The organism is Streptomyces sp. PCS3-D2 (assembly GCF_000612545.2).
Classification (GTDB): Bacteria; Actinomycetota; Actinomycetes; order Streptomycetales; family Streptomycetaceae; genus Streptomyces.
The window spans coordinates 6,937,487-6,951,567 of the sequence record NZ_CP097800.1 but is presented as its reverse complement, the minus strand read 5'-3'; the positions used below and the strand labels follow the sequence as shown (position 1 = coordinate 6,951,567).

At 74.7% G+C, this 14,081-nt stretch carries 12 protein-coding genes; 7 read left to right on the top strand and 5 right to left on the bottom strand.

Annotated elements, in window-relative coordinates:
• Nucleotides 1-39: 39 nt before the first annotated feature.
• Together AW27_RS31125 and AW27_RS31120 are read left to right on the top strand one after the other, a co-directional pair.
• The gene (locus tag AW27_RS31125) at nt 40-1,281 is read left to right on the top strand and encodes an AAA family ATPase (protein WP_037921883.1); all 1,242 of its coding nucleotides are present in this window, start codon (nt 40-42) and stop codon (nt 1,279-1,281) included.
• Nucleotides 1,278-2,531, top strand: coding sequence for a vWA domain-containing protein (locus AW27_RS31120; RefSeq protein WP_037921880.1), 1,254 nt, complete (start codon nt 1,278-1,280; stop codon nt 2,529-2,531). The genes AW27_RS31125 and AW27_RS31120 overlap by 4 nt, the downstream gene beginning before the upstream one ends.
• A 7-nt stretch (nt 2,532-2,538) precedes the next feature.
• Here AW27_RS31120 and AW27_RS31115 read toward each other — a convergent pair whose 3' ends face one another.
• Nucleotides 2,539-3,498 carry a CPBP family intramembrane glutamic endopeptidase gene (locus tag AW27_RS31115; protein ID WP_037921878.1) on the bottom strand — a complete coding sequence of 320 codons (960 nt, stop codon included), beginning with the start codon at nt 3,496-3,498 and terminating at the stop codon, nt 2,539-2,541.
• 132 nt (nt 3,499-3,630) lie between these two features.
• Entirely contained in the window at nt 3,631-5,562 is a 1,932-nt protein-coding gene (locus tag AW27_RS31110) for a PAS domain S-box protein (protein WP_236647642.1), read from the bottom strand.
• Between the two features lie 233 nt (nt 5,563-5,795).
• On the opposite strand from AW27_RS31110, the gene dhaL reads away from it, so the two are divergent.
• Together dhaL and AW27_RS31100 are read left to right on the top strand one after the other, a co-directional pair.
• Complete coding sequence (dhaL, locus tag AW27_RS31105; RefSeq protein WP_037921875.1) at nt 5,796-6,410, top strand: dihydroxyacetone kinase subunit DhaL; 615 nt, start codon at nt 5,796-5,798, stop codon at nt 6,408-6,410.
• Nucleotides 6,407-6,838, top strand: a complete 432-nt coding sequence (locus AW27_RS31100) for a PTS-dependent dihydroxyacetone kinase phosphotransferase subunit DhaM (RefSeq protein ID WP_236647640.1) — start codon at nt 6,407-6,409, stop codon at nt 6,836-6,838. Before dhaL ends, AW27_RS31100 begins: the two co-directional genes overlap by 4 nt.
• Nucleotides 6,839-7,186: 348 nt before the next feature.
• Here the strand turns inward: AW27_RS31100 and AW27_RS31095 are convergent, their stop codons facing one another.
• A complete protein-coding gene (locus tag AW27_RS31095; protein WP_037921872.1) occupies nt 7,187-7,576 on the bottom strand; it encodes an RNA-binding S4 domain-containing protein in 390 nt (129 codons plus the stop codon).
• Nucleotides 7,577-7,721: 145 nt separating this feature from the next.
• Here AW27_RS31095 and AW27_RS31090 point away from each other — a divergent pair, with 145 nt between their 5' ends.
• From AW27_RS31090 to AW27_RS31080, 3 genes are all read left to right on the top strand, one after another.
• Nucleotides 7,722-7,889 carry a hypothetical protein gene (locus tag AW27_RS31090; RefSeq protein ID WP_370466637.1) on the top strand — a complete coding sequence of 56 codons (168 nt, stop codon included), beginning with the start codon at nt 7,722-7,724 and terminating at the stop codon, nt 7,887-7,889.
• Nucleotides 7,890-8,069: 180 nt separating this feature from the next.
• Nucleotides 8,070-8,879: a molybdate ABC transporter substrate-binding protein gene (modA, locus tag AW27_RS31085; protein ID WP_037921869.1), complete on the top strand. Its 810-nt coding sequence runs from the start codon at nt 8,070-8,072 to the stop codon at nt 8,877-8,879.
• A gap of 218 nt (nt 8,880-9,097) precedes the next feature.
• Complete coding sequence (locus AW27_RS31080; protein ID WP_037921866.1) at nt 9,098-11,104, top strand: ABC transporter permease; 2,007 nt, start codon at nt 9,098-9,100, stop codon at nt 11,102-11,104.
• Between the two features lie 379 nt (nt 11,105-11,483).
• Here the strand turns inward: AW27_RS31080 and AW27_RS31075 are convergent, their stop codons facing one another.
• The gene (locus tag AW27_RS31075) at nt 11,484-13,571 is read right to left on the bottom strand and encodes a SpoIIE family protein phosphatase (RefSeq protein ID WP_052030601.1); all 2,088 of its coding nucleotides are present in this window, start codon (nt 13,569-13,571) and stop codon (nt 11,484-11,486) included.
• A gap of 118 nt (nt 13,572-13,689) precedes the next feature.
• Nucleotides 13,690-13,932 (bottom strand): hypothetical protein, encoded by a 243-nt coding sequence (locus tag AW27_RS31070; RefSeq protein WP_037921864.1) that lies wholly within the window; start codon nt 13,930-13,932, stop codon nt 13,690-13,692.
• Between the last annotated feature and the right edge of the window lie 149 nt (nt 13,933-14,081).

The window sequence follows — 14,081 nt, the reverse complement described above, 5'->3', positions numbered from 1 at the left end:
TCTCCCTTCACCCTCTACGAAACCCGCAGGTGACCCTTCATGCCCACGGACATGCCCGCCCTCTCGCAACTCGACGTCGCCGGCACTCTGCTGGCCCTGCTCGGCGAGACCACCACCGAGCCCCGCCCCGATGACCGGCTCGAAGCCCTCACCCTGGCCGTCGCCGCGGACCTGCCCGTCCTGCTGTGGGGCGAACCGGGGATCGGGAAGACCGCAGCCCTGACCCAGCTCGCCACCTCCCTGGGCCTGCCGCTCACCACGGTCATCGCCAGTGTGCACGAGCCGTCCGACTTCTCCGGGCTGCCCGTCGTCGGCGACGACCCCGCCGAACAGGGCGTCCCCATGGCCCCGCCGGACTGGGCAGTGCGCCTGGTGCGGGCCGGGCGCGGCCTGCTCTTCCTCGACGAGCTGTCCACCGCGCCCCCGGCCGTGCAGGCCGCACTGCTGCGCCTGGTACTGGAACGGCGGATCGGTGCCCTGCACCTGCCGCCCGGCGTGCGGATCGTGGCGGCCGCCAACCCGAGGTCCTCGGCGGCCGACGGCTGGGAGCTGAGCCCGCCGCTGGCCAACCGGTTCGTCCACCTCCAGTGGACCCACGACCACGATGTCGTCGTACGCGGCCTCGGCGGGACCTGGCCGCGCGCCACCCTGCCTCGGCTCGACCCTCAGGCGCTGCCGGCCGCCGTCGACTTCGCCCGGCGCGCGGTGTGCGGGTTCCTCACCACCCGGCCCCCACTGGTACACCGCCTGCCCTCCGGCGAGACGCGGCGGGGCGGCGCCTGGCCGTCGCCCCGCAGCTGGGACATGACACTGCGTCTGCTCGCGTTCGCCACCGCCGCCGGCTCCTCCCGGGAGGTCCTCTCCCTGCTGGTCAGGGGGACCGTGGGGGACGGCCCGGGACTGGAACTGCTCGCCGCGCTGGACCGGATGGAGCTCCCGGACCCCGAAGCACTGCTCCGCGACCCGGCCGGCGCCGAACTACCCGAACGGGGCGACCAGCGCCAGGCCGTGCTCGACGGGATCGTGTCCGCGGTCAACCGGCGTCCGGAGAAGTCCCGCTGGGACGCGGCATGGACGATCATGGCCCGGGCTCTGGAGACGGGGGCCCCGGACCTGGTGGTCGTCCCGGCGACCGCGCTGGCCGCGCTGCGCCGGGACGAGTGGGACGTACCCGCCACGATCGAGCGGCTCGCCGGGGTGGTGGACCTGTCCCGGCGCGCGGACCGGGCCGCGGAAGGAGCCGGGGACCGGGCGGGCGTCCCCGCGGGGGCCCGCCCGTGAGTGCCGGGGCGCCGGGGGCGCTGGACCGCGACAAGCTCTACACCGCCCGGCTGCACGCCGCACGGGTCCGGCCGTACCTCGCTACGGCGCTGTTCGCGCTGCACACCGTGGAGTCGCGGCAGGTGCCGACGATGGCCGTCGACAGGTACTGGCGGGTGTACGTCTCCGCCGGGTTCGTGGACCGGACCCCGGTCAGGGACCTGGCCGGTGTCTGGGTCCATGAGGTGTCCCACCTGCTGCGCGACCACCACCGGCGGGGTGACCGGGCCGCGCGGCTCCAGGGACTGGAAGGGCCCGGGGCACGGCTGCGGATCAACATCGCCGCGGACCTGGAGATCAACGACGACGTGTTCGGCCACGGGCTGGTGCGGCCGGCGGGGGCCGTCACCCCGCAGCACCTGGGTCTGTCCGGGGGCGAGTTGATGGAGGACTATCTGCACCAGTTCGGGCTGGGGCCGCGGACGCAGGCCCTGGTCTGGCTGGACTGCGGCAGCGGCGCCGACGGGATGGAGCGTGCGTGGGACCTGGGAGCGGACGGCGCACACGGCCTCAGCGCGCACGAGCAGGACGCGGTCCGCTTCCGGGTGGCGCAGGGCATCAACGGGCGCCCGGGAAGCGCTCCGAAGGGCTGGAAGCGGTGGGCGGAGGAGGCCTTCCACCCACCGCAGGCGTGGCGGGAGCTGTTGGGCGCGGCGGTCCGGTCCGCAGCCTCCGGCGCGGGGGCCGGCGAGGACTACAGCTACGGCAGGCCCTCCCGACGCTCGGCCGGGCTGCCCGGCATCGTCCTGCCCAGCCTGCGCCGCAGGCCGCCGCGGGTCTCCGTGGTGATCGACACCTCCGGTTCGGTCAGCGACGCCGAACTGGGCAGCGCGCTCCTGGAGGTCGCCGCGATCGCGCAGGCCGTGGGCGGGCGGCGCGACCTGGTCACCGTGGTGCCCTGCGACGCGGCGGCGCGGATCGTGCACCCGCTGTGCGAGGGCGAGGGCATCCCCCTGCTGGGCGGGGGCGGTACGGATCTGCGCGCGGGCTTCGCCAAGGCCCTGCAGGCGGGGCCGCCGCCCGACGTCATCGTGGTCCTGACGGACGGGCAGACGGCCTGGCCGGCCGTCCGCCCGCCCTGCCGGACGGTCGTGGGGCGCTTCACCCGCCCGGTGGCTCTCCGGTGGAACGAGGACGACCCGCACTACCGCCCGGACCGGACACCGGCCTGGGCCCGGGTGGTGGAGATCGGATCGGGCGCCGGCCGGTAAGCCGTGCCTACGCGGCCTGCTCCGCCCGGCCGGCGGGGTCCGGAGCGCTGAGACGGCGAACGCCGTGGGCCGTGGCGAGCCGCGCGATCAGCAGGCAGTACAGCGGCGCGGCGACGAGTTCGAGGACGAGCGCCTGCCACGGGGCGTCCGCCGCGTTCCCCGATTCGGCCAGCTCTCCCAGGGCGACGGTGATGCCGTAGGCAGTCATGTTGTTCGCGACGTGCACGGCGATGACGGCCTCAAGGCCTCCGGTGCGGATGGTCAGCCACCCCCACCACAGGGCGGAGTAGAAGAGCAAGGCGAATCCCGACCACTCGCCGAAGCCGTGCGCGACGGCGAAGAGCGCGGACGCGAGGACGATGCCGGGCCACGGGGACCGCAGGAACCCACCGAAGAACTGGGCGAGCCAGCCCCGGAAGACGAACTCCTCGGCCGCGGCCTGAAAGGGGATCAGGGCCCACAGCACGAGGAGGGAGAGCACGAACCCGGACCATCCGGGGAAGTCGCCGGCGAGGGACTCCTCGCCGTCGCTGAGGTAGCCCCACAGCGCCAGCCCGCCCATCTGGAGGACGATCAGCGGGAAGGCGACCGCCGCGCAGCGGACCAGCCAGCCCCAGCGCAGCCGGCCCACGACCGAGGCCGCGGTCCCGGCGGGGCGGCTGCCGCACCAGCGGACGGCGAGCAGCACGACGGGTATGCCGGTGGCTATGGAGAGCAGGGCGAGTGCCTCGTCGGCGAGGGGATCCGCCAGGATCCGCTCGCCGTCCTCGGCCGCGAAGTCCGCCCCCAGCACGTAGCCGGCGAGGGCGCCGAACGCGATCACCACCAGCGGCAGGGCCAGATTCCCGACGGCGACCAGGAGGAACTCCCCGATGCGCTGCGGGGCCTTCTGCCGGCCGTTGCGGCCCTGTTCGTGGAAGGCGCTGCCGGCCGGCGCGGTAGCGGTCGGCGGGGGCCCGCTGTGCACGGCGGGCGGCCACCCCTGCGCCGGGGCCGGCCATCGCGGAGCGCCTGCGGGCGGCGCGGCCCACACGTTCGGCGGGGGTGTATCTGGCACAGCGGGACCCTTTCCGTCACGGCCGTTCACACCCCCATTCGATCACGTGGCCGTCCCGGGGCTCAGCACGCTTTCGCGCGGGAGCCGCAGGAGAGGCGCGGGGCGCGGGGCCGGAAGGGGCAGCGAGAACCAGACGGCCTTGCCCTCGGCCGTCGGCAGCGTGCCCCAGGAGGAGGCGAGGGAGTCGACGAGGAGCAGGCCGCGGCCCGATTCGGCGTCGGGGGCGGCGAATCGGGCCTGGGGCAGGACCGGGCTCCCGTCGCAGACCTCGACGCTGAGTTCGCGGCCGGCCTGGCGCAGCCGGAGCCGCACGGGTCCGCGGCTGTGGTTGACCGCATTGGAGAGCAGCTCGGAGGTGAGCAGGCAGGCGGTGTCGCGGAGTTGCTCGTCGTCCTTGCCCCACAGGGCCAGGGTGTTGCGCAGGAACCGCCGCCCCGCGCCGACGCTGCTCGGGTCCGCGGCGAGGAGCATGCTCTGCGAGGTCACCGGGGTGTCGGGGATGCGGACGAGCAGGAGGGTCACGTCGTCGGGGTTGTCGTCGGCGTCCGGGAGCAGTTCGTCCAGCAGCCGGTCGGCGGCCGCCTCCAGGCCGTCCGACGTGGCGACGGCCTTCTCCAGCGCCGCCGCGAGACCGTCCACCTGCCCGTCGATGTCGCTGTCCGGCGTCTCGACCAGGCCGTCGGTGTAGAGCGCGAGCACCGAGCCGGGCTCGACGGTGTGCCGGGTCTCGTGGTGGGGCACCTCCCCCACCCCCAGCGGCACGCTCACCTCGACCGGCAGCCGGGTCACCTCGCCGCCCGGGGCGACGAGCAGGACCGGCAGGTGCCCCGCCGAGCACATGGTGATCTCCGCCGAGTCGGCGTCGAGGACCAGGTAGCAGCAGGTGACGAACTGGTCCGGCAGTTCGCTGACGACCGCGTCCAGGGCACGCATGAGCTGCCACGGCGGCATCCCGGTCTTGGCCAGCGCGTGGGAGGCGGACTTGAGCTGTCCCATGACGGCGGCGGCGTCCAGGCCGCGCCCCATCACGTCGCCGACCATCACGCCGACCCGGCCCCCGCCCAGCGGGATGAGGTCGAACCAGTCGCCGCCCACCCCGGCCCCCTGCCGCGCCGGGAAGTACCGGCTCGCGGTGGGCATCCCGGGAACGTCCGGTGGGGATCCCATGAGGCTGCGCTGGAGGGTCAGCGCGACGTGGCGCTGCTGCTCGTAGAGCTTGGCGAGCATCTCCTCGGCCGACTTGCGTTCGGTGACGTCGCGGATGGCGGCGGAGACCAGGGTGCCGTCGGGCGTCTCCAGCGGGCTCAGGCTGATCTCCACCGGGAACTCGCCCCCGTCGCGGCGCAAGCCGTACAACTCCAGGCCCGCGCCCATGGGGCGGGTCTTGCGGTTGACGAAGTAGCCGTGGCGGAAGTCGGCGTGGTGACCGCGGAATCGTTCCGGTACGAGCACCTCCACCGGTCTTCCCAGCAGTTCCTCCCGCGCATACCCGAAAAGGGCCTCGGTTTGGGCGTTGACGAGCTGGATCGCGCCGCGCTCGTCGACGATCACCATGGCGTCCGGGGCCGCCTCCAGCAGGGCCCGGAAGCGCTCCTCGGCGGCCCTGCGCTCGCTCACGTCGCGTACGGCCGCCGAGATCAGCAGGCCTTCCGGGGTCTCCAGCGGGCTCAGGCTGATCTCCACCGGGAACTCGCGCCCGTCCCGGCACAGGCCGTACAGCTCCAGGCCGGCGCCCATCGGGCGGACCTGGCGGCTCGCTGCGTAGCCGACCCGGTGGCCCGGGTGCTGGCCACGGAACCGCTCGGGGACCAGCACCTCGATGTGGCGGCCCAGGAGCTCCGCCCGGGGGTGGCCGAACAGGGCCTCGGTCTGCGCGTTCACCAGCCGGATCACCCCGGCGTCGTCCACGATCACCATCGCGTCCGGTGCCGCTTCCAGCAGAGCCCTGAACGGCTCTTCAGTCGTCGCTGCCACGCCGCGCCTCGCACTCGTCGAATTCCGCAGAAGCACACATACGACCACGTGGCCGAATCTCGCGCTTCCGGTTGACCGGATGCGGCGCCAATTGACCGATTCTGCGCAGCCGAGGCGCTGTCGGAGTCAGCGTCGGTCTGACGCGCCCGTGCGGACCGCGGGCCCGCGACACGGGTGCTGATCTATGGTGGCGGCAGGGAGTGGCCCGGGCGGACGCGAGGCGAGGAGATCCGGTGCGTGACGCAGAGTTCTTCCGGAGCTGGATGGCGGCCGCCGCGGCCGCCGTGGAGCGTGAGGCGGACCGGCTCACGGAGCTTGACTCCGCCATCGGGGACGCCGACCACGGGAGCAATCTCCTGCGGGGTTTCACGGCCGTGCGCACCACCCTGGAGGCCGAGGCCCCGGCCGCGCCGGGCGCGGTGCTCCAGCTCGCCGGGCGGACGCTGATCTCGACGGTCGGCGGTGCGTCGGGCCCGCTGTACGGGATGCTGCTGCGCCGGACCGGCAAGGAGCTCGGGGAGGCTCCGGAGGTGTCCGACGAGGAACTGCGGGAGGCCCTGGACCGAGGGGTCGCCGCGGTGGCACAGCTGGGCGGAGCGGCCGCGGGCGACAAGACCATGCTGGACGCACTGCTGCCGGGCGTGGCCGCGCTGGGCACGTCGTACCGTGCGGCGGCGGACGCGGCACAGAGCGGGGCGCTGGCGACCGTGCCGATGCAGGCGCGCAAGGGGCGGGCCAGCTATCTGGGTGAGCGCAGCATCGGCCACCAGGATCCGGGCGCAACCTCGTCGGCGCTGCTGCTCGGGGCGCTCGCGGACGTGGCCGGGCGGACGAAGGACGCGCGGTGACGGGCGGACGCGATGACGGCGGTACCCCGCCGGACCTGGTCGGGGTCGTGCTGGTCTCGCACAGTGCACAGGTGGCGGAGTCGGTGGCGGAGCTGGCACGGGGCCTGGCGGCGGGTGGAGCGGTGGCTCCGGTGGCCGCTGCGGGCGGCACGTCCGCCGGTGGGCTCGGCACGAGCGCGGAGCGGATCGTGCAGGCCGCGCGCGAGGTGGACCGGGGCGCCGGGGTGGCCCTGCTGGCGGACCTCGGGAGCTCGGTGCTGACGGTGAAGACGCTGCTGCTGGAGGACGAGCTTCCGCCGGATTCACGGCTGGTGGACGCGCCGTTCGTCGAGGGCGCGGTGGCGGCGGTGGTCGCCGCGTCCGCGGGCGCCCCGCTGGTACAGGTCGCGGAGGCCGCGGCCGAGGCGTACGCCTACCGCAAGGTCTGAGGCGCGGGCCGCGCGGCCGTCCGCCGCGTGGCGGCGATCGGCGGACGCACGGACATACGGCCGGCTCCCGCGATCGCGGCGGGCCCGCCCCGAAAGCCGGGGGGACCGACCGCGGGCGAGGCTGCCGCCCGGCAGATCGGCCGGCCGGTCCGCCGGGCGGCGGCCTCGTGCGGTTCGCGCCCCGGTCCGGCCAGCCGATCGACCTATCGGAGCCAAGGGATCCCGAAGCGGGCGGAGGAGTCCCGTGCGGTCCGTCGACGCCCGGAGGGCCCTGCAGCGCGGGCCCCGGTGCCGGACGCCGCGGGCCCGCGCTGATCCGCAGGGACCCGCGGGGTCGGCCGCTCGGCGTCAGCGTCCGCGCAGGGACTGGATCTCGCGGCGGTCGCGCTTCGTGGGGCGGCCCGTGCCCCGGTCCCGGACACCGACGACCGCGGCCTCCACGGCGGTCGGCGGCGGCGGGCTCTTGTCGATCAGGCACTCGGCGGCGACGGGCGCGCCCACCCGCTTGGACACGGGACGTCTGACGACGACGATCCGCTCGCGCCCCGCGTGGAAGAGCCGTACCTCGTCGCCGGCGCGGATCGGCTGCGCCGGCTTGGCGCGCTCCCCGTTGACCTTCACATGGCCCGCCCGGCAGGCCGTCGCCGCGATCGAGCGGGTCTTGGTCAGACGTACGGACCAGATCCACGCATCGACCCGCACCGTGCCCGTTTCCGTCACCGATACCTCATCAGCCATGCCCCGACTCTAACGATTCGGGCCCCTCAGGACGGAATGAGTTTCCGGCAGTGTTCGGCGGATACACCAAGGGGTGCCGCATCTGCCATGGCGATCAACCAAAGAGGATTGCACATGCGCCATTCATGCCCCTACCTTGTCGCACATGCAGTCCTACACCATGGGGCGGGTGGCGCGACGTCCGGGCGTCGGCCCGGACACCGCTCGGCGCCGGGCCGACGCCGGCCGGGTCGTGAACCGGCGCGGCGGGGCCGGCCGGCCGCCGGTCGACGGCCCCTCGAAGTCCGCCCGCGCCCGGCTCGCCCGCGCCTGAACCGCGGACGCAGCCCGCGGCGGGCCGACGACCCGCTCCCGGCCCACCCCGCGGCCCCGCACCACCAACCCTCAGCACCGCCGCACCCTCCCCACCCGCTCCGCCCGTCACCGGCGCGGGTCACCACAGCGCGGATCCGGCACCCGGCCGGCCGCCGACCCGACCGAGGAGCCCGCACCCATGTCACCGTCCCCGACCCCGGCCCTCCGCCGCACCGCCGCCGCCGTCCTGTCCGCCGCCCTGCTCGCGGCTCTGACGGCCTGCGGCGACGACTTGCCCGCCGCCTCCGGCTCCGACCCGGCCGCGCCCTCGGCGTCCACCGCACCGAAGGCGATCACCGTCCTGGCCGCCGCCTCCCTCACCGACGTCTTCAGGACCGCGGGCGAGGCGTACCAGAAGTCCCACCCCGACACGAAGGTCACCTTCTCCTTCGCCGGATCCCAGGAGCTCGCGGCGCAGGTCAGGCAGGGTGCTCCGGCCGACGCGCTGGTCACTGCCGACACCAGGACCATGGAGGGACTGAAGGCCGAAACCGGCGACGCCACGATCATCGCGAAGAACCGGCTGGTCATCGCGGCCGGCAAGGGCAACCCGTTCAAGATCGACGAGCTCGGGGACCTCGCCAACGCCAAGATCAAGGTCGTGCTGGCCGCGCCCGAGGTGCCGGTCGGCCGCTACAGCAAGCAGATCCTCGACGCCCAGAGGATCGAAGTGAAGCCGGTCTCCCTGGAGCCCAACGTCCGCGCCGTCCTGAGCAAGGTCGAGCTGGGTGAGGCGGACGCCGGCCTCGTCTACCGGACGGACTCCACCGCGGCGGGCGACAAGGTCGTCGCCGTGGAGATCCCCGACGACCAGAACGCCGTGGCCTCCTACCCGGCCGCCACGCTGAAGCAGTCCCGCAACGCCGAGGCCGCAGCCGCGTTCGTCACCTGGCTGGGCACCCCCGAGGCGCAGAAGATCCTCCGGGACGCGGGCTTCCAGCAGCCGTAGCCGGCGCTCCGCCGCGCCGGGGCGTCCGGGGGCTGTCCGGTCCTGGGGTTCGGACGGCCCCCTTCGGCGTGCCCGCGCACCGCCGCCTCCGCCGGCCGCTGCCGCATAGGCTTCCCCCCTGCGCCCCCGCGTCTTCTGCATCCCCTGCGCCCCCGCGTCCCCTGCCCCGCACGACCGTCCCACCCGCCCGGCCCTGCCGGCCCCAGCCAGGAAGTCCCGTGAGCAGACTCCGTACCCGCACCCGGCCCCCGCTCGCGCTGGCGCTCCCCGCGCTGCTCGCCGTCGCGTTCCTGCTGATGCCGCTGATCGGGATCCTGGTCCGCACACCGTGGGGCGACCTCGGTGAACACCTCGGTAGCCCGGACGTGGTCGAGGCCCTGAAGCTCTCGCTGCTGGTCTCGCTGTGGGCGCTGGGCTGCTCGCTCGTCCTCGGTGTGCCGCTGGCGTGGCTGCTCGCCCGCGTGGATTTCAAGGGCAAGGCGCTGGTCCGCTCGCTCGTGCTGCTCCCGATGGTGCTGCCGCCGACCGTGGGGGGTGTCGCCCTGCTCCTGGGCTTCGGCCGGCGGGGGCTGCTCGGGCCCTGGCTGGAGGACTCCTTCGGGATCACCCTGCCGTTCCACACCTCGGGGGCCGTCGTCGCGGCGACCTTCGTCGCCATGCCGTTCCTGGTCATCAGCCTGGAAGGCGCCCTCGGCGGCCTCAAGGAGAGCTACGAGGAGACCGCGGCTTCGCTCGGCGCGGGGCCGGTCCGCGTGTTCTTCACGGTGACCCTGCCGATGGTGGCGCCCGGCCTGGTCGCCGGCGCCGCCCTCACCTGGGCCCGCGCGCTGGGCGAGTTCGGCGCGACCATCACCTTCGCCGGGAACCTTCCCGGCACGACCCAGACCCTGCCGCTCCAGGTGTACCTGCTGCTCCAGGAGCAGCCCGAGGCGGCCACCTCGGTGTCGCTGCTCCTCCTGGCGATCGCCATGGCCGTACTGATCGCACTGCGCGGCCGCTGGACGGGCGCCCCGGTCGACCGTGGGGCGGTCACGGCGCGGCCACCGGCGCCGGAGGGAGCCCTGGTGCCGAAGGGGGACCGGGGACCGGAGGGGGACCGGGGACCGGCCGGGGACCGGGGGCCGGCCGGGGCGGGCAGCCCGGCAGCCGGAGTCCCCACGGAGTCCGCGCCACACGGCGCGGAACCGGGGCGCTGGCCCCTGCACGCCACCGTCACCGGCTTCAACCGCCTCACCCTGGAAGCTGAACCGGGCACCACCATCGCCGTCGTCGGCGAGAACGGGGCCGGCAAGACCACCCTGCTGCGCGCCCTGCTCGGCCTGACGCCGCGGGCCCACGCCGAGCTGCGGCTCGGTGACGCCGACGTCACCGCCCTGCCGCCGCACCAGCGACAGGTGGCCTGGGTCCCGCAGGACGGGGCGCTGTTCCCGCACCTGAGCGCGCTGGCGAACACCGCGTACGGGCTGCGCGCCCGCCGGGTGCCGCGCGCCGACGCCCGCCGCGATGCCCAGGCCTGGCTGGACCGGCTGGGCGTCGGCCACCTCGCGCACCGCAGGCCGTCCCAGCTCTCGGGCGGCCAGGCCCAGCGGGTCGCCCTCGCCCGGGCTCTGGCCGCCCGGCCGCGGCTCCTGCTGCTGGACGAGCCGCTCGCGGCCCTCGACCAGGCCACGCGGGCCCACGTACGGCACACCCTGCGCACGCACCTGGCCGGCTTCGGCGGGGTCTGCCTCATCGTGACCCACGATCCCGTCGAGGCGGTGTCGCTGGCCGACCGGGTGCTCGTACTGGCCGACGGCCGGGCCCTGCAGGACGCGCCGCCGGCCGAGGTGTCCCGGCACCCGCGGTCCCCGTGGGTGGCCCGCATGCTCGGGCGCAACGCCTGGCCGGGCACCGCCTCGGCGGACGGCCTCACCCTCGCCGCCGGCGGCCGCCTGGTGGTCGCCGAGGCCCTGCCCGAGGGGTCCCGGGCGCTGGCGATCATCGCCCCGGAGGCGGTGTCGGTGCACCGTGACCGCCCGGGCGGCAGCCCCCGCAACGTGTGGCCGGGCACCGTCCGGGAGATCACCGCGGTGGGCAGCCGGCTGCGCGTGCTGATCTCCTCGGCCGAGGCGCCCGATCTGGTCGCCGAGATCACCCCGGACGCGGCGGCCGAACTGGGCCTGGCCGACGGCTCCGAGGTGTGGACGAGTGTGAAGGCCACCGAGGTCACGCTGGTGGGACTGTAGGTCCCCGTCCCGGCGCTGGGCGGCGGACTGCCACGACGCCGCCGGACGGGGCGGCCGCTACCCCGGGCGTGTGCCGGGGGACCGGGCGTGCCCCCGGGGATCGGTCGCGGTCGGATCCTGGGCCGGTCCCCCGGCACCGGCCGCGACGGCGCGGTCGGACCCGAGCCGCTCGGTTCGCCCGGCCGGCCGAGCGCCGCCGGAAGGATTCCCGTTCGATCGGGCGGACCGGGCGCCTCCTGCCGGCTGCTCGCCGCGGTCGGTGCGCAGCGCCCGCCCGGCCTCGGCGCTGACCCGGCCCGCGAGGACCGTCGGCCGATCCCCGGCCGATCCCCGGCCGATCCCCGGCGGACGCCCGGCGTCGTGCGCCGACCACCAGGGATCACGGGCCGGGCCTTCGGGTCGTGCTCTGCGGGTCGGTCGGGGCGAACTCGCACCACACGCGTTTGCCGCCGCCGCGCGGCTCCACGCCCCACGCGTCCGCGAGCTGCTCCACCAGCATCAGGCCGCGCCCCGACACCGCCCAGTCGTCGGCCTCGCGCCGCCTCGGCAGGGCGCTGCTGGAGTCCTCGACCTCGATCCGGATCCGTCCCTGCGGTGTGATCCGCACGCTCATCCGGCCGCCGCCGTCCGTGTGCACCAGGGCGTTCGTCATCAGCTCGTCCGCCGCCAGCTCGATCTCGTCGGCCCGGTCCCGCGCGCCCCAGGCGGCCGCCGCGGCCCGGACGAGATGCCGGGCCAGGGCCGGGGCCCGGGCGTCGCCCGGGTCCAGGCGCTGGCACAGCGGGCCGCCGCCGCGTCCGGTGGGCGTACCGCGGCGGCGCAGGACGAGCAGGGCCATGTCGTCCCCGCCGCCGGAGTCCCCGACCAGGTCGCACAGCACGTCGGCGAGTTCCTCGACGTCCGCCGGGCCGCTGTGGATCGCCGCCATGAGCTCGCGCATGCCGATGTCTGGGTCGGCTCCGGGCCGTTCGATCAGGCCGTCCGTGCACAGCACCAGGGTGTCCCCGGGGTGCAGCTCCAGGCTGGTGACGGGGTAGCCGGAGCCCACCGCCCCGTTCGCCTCGCGGGGCGGCAGTCCCAACGGCAGGCCGCCCGCCACCTGGATCCGATGGCAGCTGCCGTCGCCGCGCCGCACGACCGGGTCGAGGTGGCCGGCGCGGACCATCTGGAGTGTGCCGGTGGTGAGGTCGACCTCGGCGTAGGTACAGGTGGCGAAGCGTTCCGTGTCCAGTTCGCGCAAGAAGGCCGAGGCCCGGGCCATCGCCGCGCCGGGTGTGTGCCCCTCGACCACGTACGCGCGCATCACGATGCGCAGCTGACCCATGACGGCCGCCGCGTCGGTGTCGTGGCCCTCGACGTCGCCGATCATCACACCGACCCGGCCGCCGCCGAGCGGAACGACGTCGTACCAGTCGCCGCCGATGTCCCGCCCCATCCGGGCGGACCGGTAGCGTACGGCGATCAGAGCGCCCGGCACCGCGGGGATCCGCCGAGGCAGCATGGCCCGTTGGAGCCCCTCGGCGAGGTCGTGCTCCTGCTCGAAGAGGATGGCGCGCTGGAGGCTCTGGGCGACGCCGCTGCCGAGCGCCATCAGGACGTTGCGTTCCTCGGCCGTGAAGTCGCCCTCGCGCCGGTAGAGCAGTCCCAGGGCGCCGACCGGCCGGCCCTGTGCGATGAGCGGCAGGTAGACCCCGCTGTGGACGGACAGCGGCTCGATGTAGGGCCACAGTTCCGGATAGGACTCCTGGAACTCCTGCCGCGAGAGGATGAAGACCGGCCGCATGGTGCGCACGGCCACGCTCATGGGGAACTGCGCGTCGATCCGCGTGTACTCGATCTCGGGGACGTACGTGCCGAGCCTGCCCTCCGCGACCAGGTGGATGCGGCCCCCGTCGACGACGCCCAGCATCACGCTGACCGCCCCGAGGTGGCCGAGGGCCTGGGGGTCCTTGAGGACGTCGGTCACGTCGTTGACGGTACGGGCGTGGGCGAGGATGGCGGTGGTCCGCTCGACCACGCCGGTCATCCGGCGGCGGCCCTCGTCCTGCTCCCCCAAGGCTCCGGGCTCACCCGGATCGTGGGCGGCGTCGCGCAGGACGCCGATGACGCGGTACGGGCGGCCGGCCGGGTCTCTCAGGATGTGCCCCTGGACGTGGGTCCAGGCCGGTGACCCGTCGCGGCGGCGGCTGCGGACATAGGCCCCGTAGTGGCTCCGGCCGTCCTTGAGGGCCTGGGCGACCCGGGAGTCGAGCCGGGCCTCCTCGGCGGGGGCGATGCGGGCGCGGAGCCCGGCGGGAGTGCCGCTGTACTCGTCCGGGCGCAGGTCGAGGACATCGAGGGCGATGGGATCCAGGTACATCCGCCCGCTGTCGAGGTCCCAGTCGAAGGTGCCCATGCGGTTGAGCGCCAAGCTCGTGTCCGGCCGCGCGGGCCAGCCGACCTCGGGAACGTCTTCCCTACCGACCATGCAGCCAGGGTCTCACTGTCCTCCGCCGGTGTCCCCGTGGGACGCACGGCGGCGGGGCGCCGTGGCCGGACACGGCACTGTGCGGCCCGTCGTACGGGCCGCACAGCGTGCGATGGTGTCAGCAGTCGTGGCCGTAGCCGTGGCCGTAGCCTCCGCCGCGGTAGTCGTCGTCGTCATCGTCGTCGTACCAGCCGTGGTGGCCGCCCCTGTCGTGGTCCCAGCCTCCGCCGCCGCTCACGTAGGAGACGGGCTGGGTGGGGGTCGCCGCCGAGGCGGTGCCTGCGGCTCCCAGGGCTCCGCCGGCCATCAGAACGCCGATGGCGGACGCCGCGAAGAGACGCTTGACTCTCGTTGCTCGCATGGTTGAGAACCCTTCTCGTTGCTATGGCACACATTGCTATGGCACGAAAATTTGCTCTTCCTCCTCAGCACGGGCTGTACACGGCTGCACCTGTGGCCGTACAGATGTGTCGGATTGCGCGCATCCCCCGTCAACACGGCCTCTTCGGA

Coding starts and splice junctions, on each gene's coding strand:
- AW27_RS31095 (WP_037921872.1), bottom strand. CDS start 7,576: ATGGCTGATGAGGTATCGGTGACGGAAACGGGCACGGTGCGGGTCGAT.
- modA (WP_037921869.1), top strand. CDS start 8,070: ATGTCACCGTCCCCGACCCCGGCCCTCCGCCGCACCGCCGCCGCCGTC.
- AW27_RS31125 (WP_037921883.1), top strand. CDS start 40: ATGCCCACGGACATGCCCGCCCTCTCGCAACTCGACGTCGCCGGCACT.
- AW27_RS31090 (WP_370466637.1), top strand. CDS start 7,722: ATGCAGTCCTACACCATGGGGCGGGTGGCGCGACGTCCGGGCGTCGGC.
- AW27_RS31070 (WP_037921864.1), bottom strand. CDS start 13,932: ATGCGAGCAACGAGAGTCAAGCGTCTCTTCGCGGCGTCCGCCATCGGC.
- AW27_RS31075 (WP_052030601.1), bottom strand. CDS start 13,571: ATGGTCGGTAGGGAAGACGTTCCCGAGGTCGGCTGGCCCGCGCGGCCG.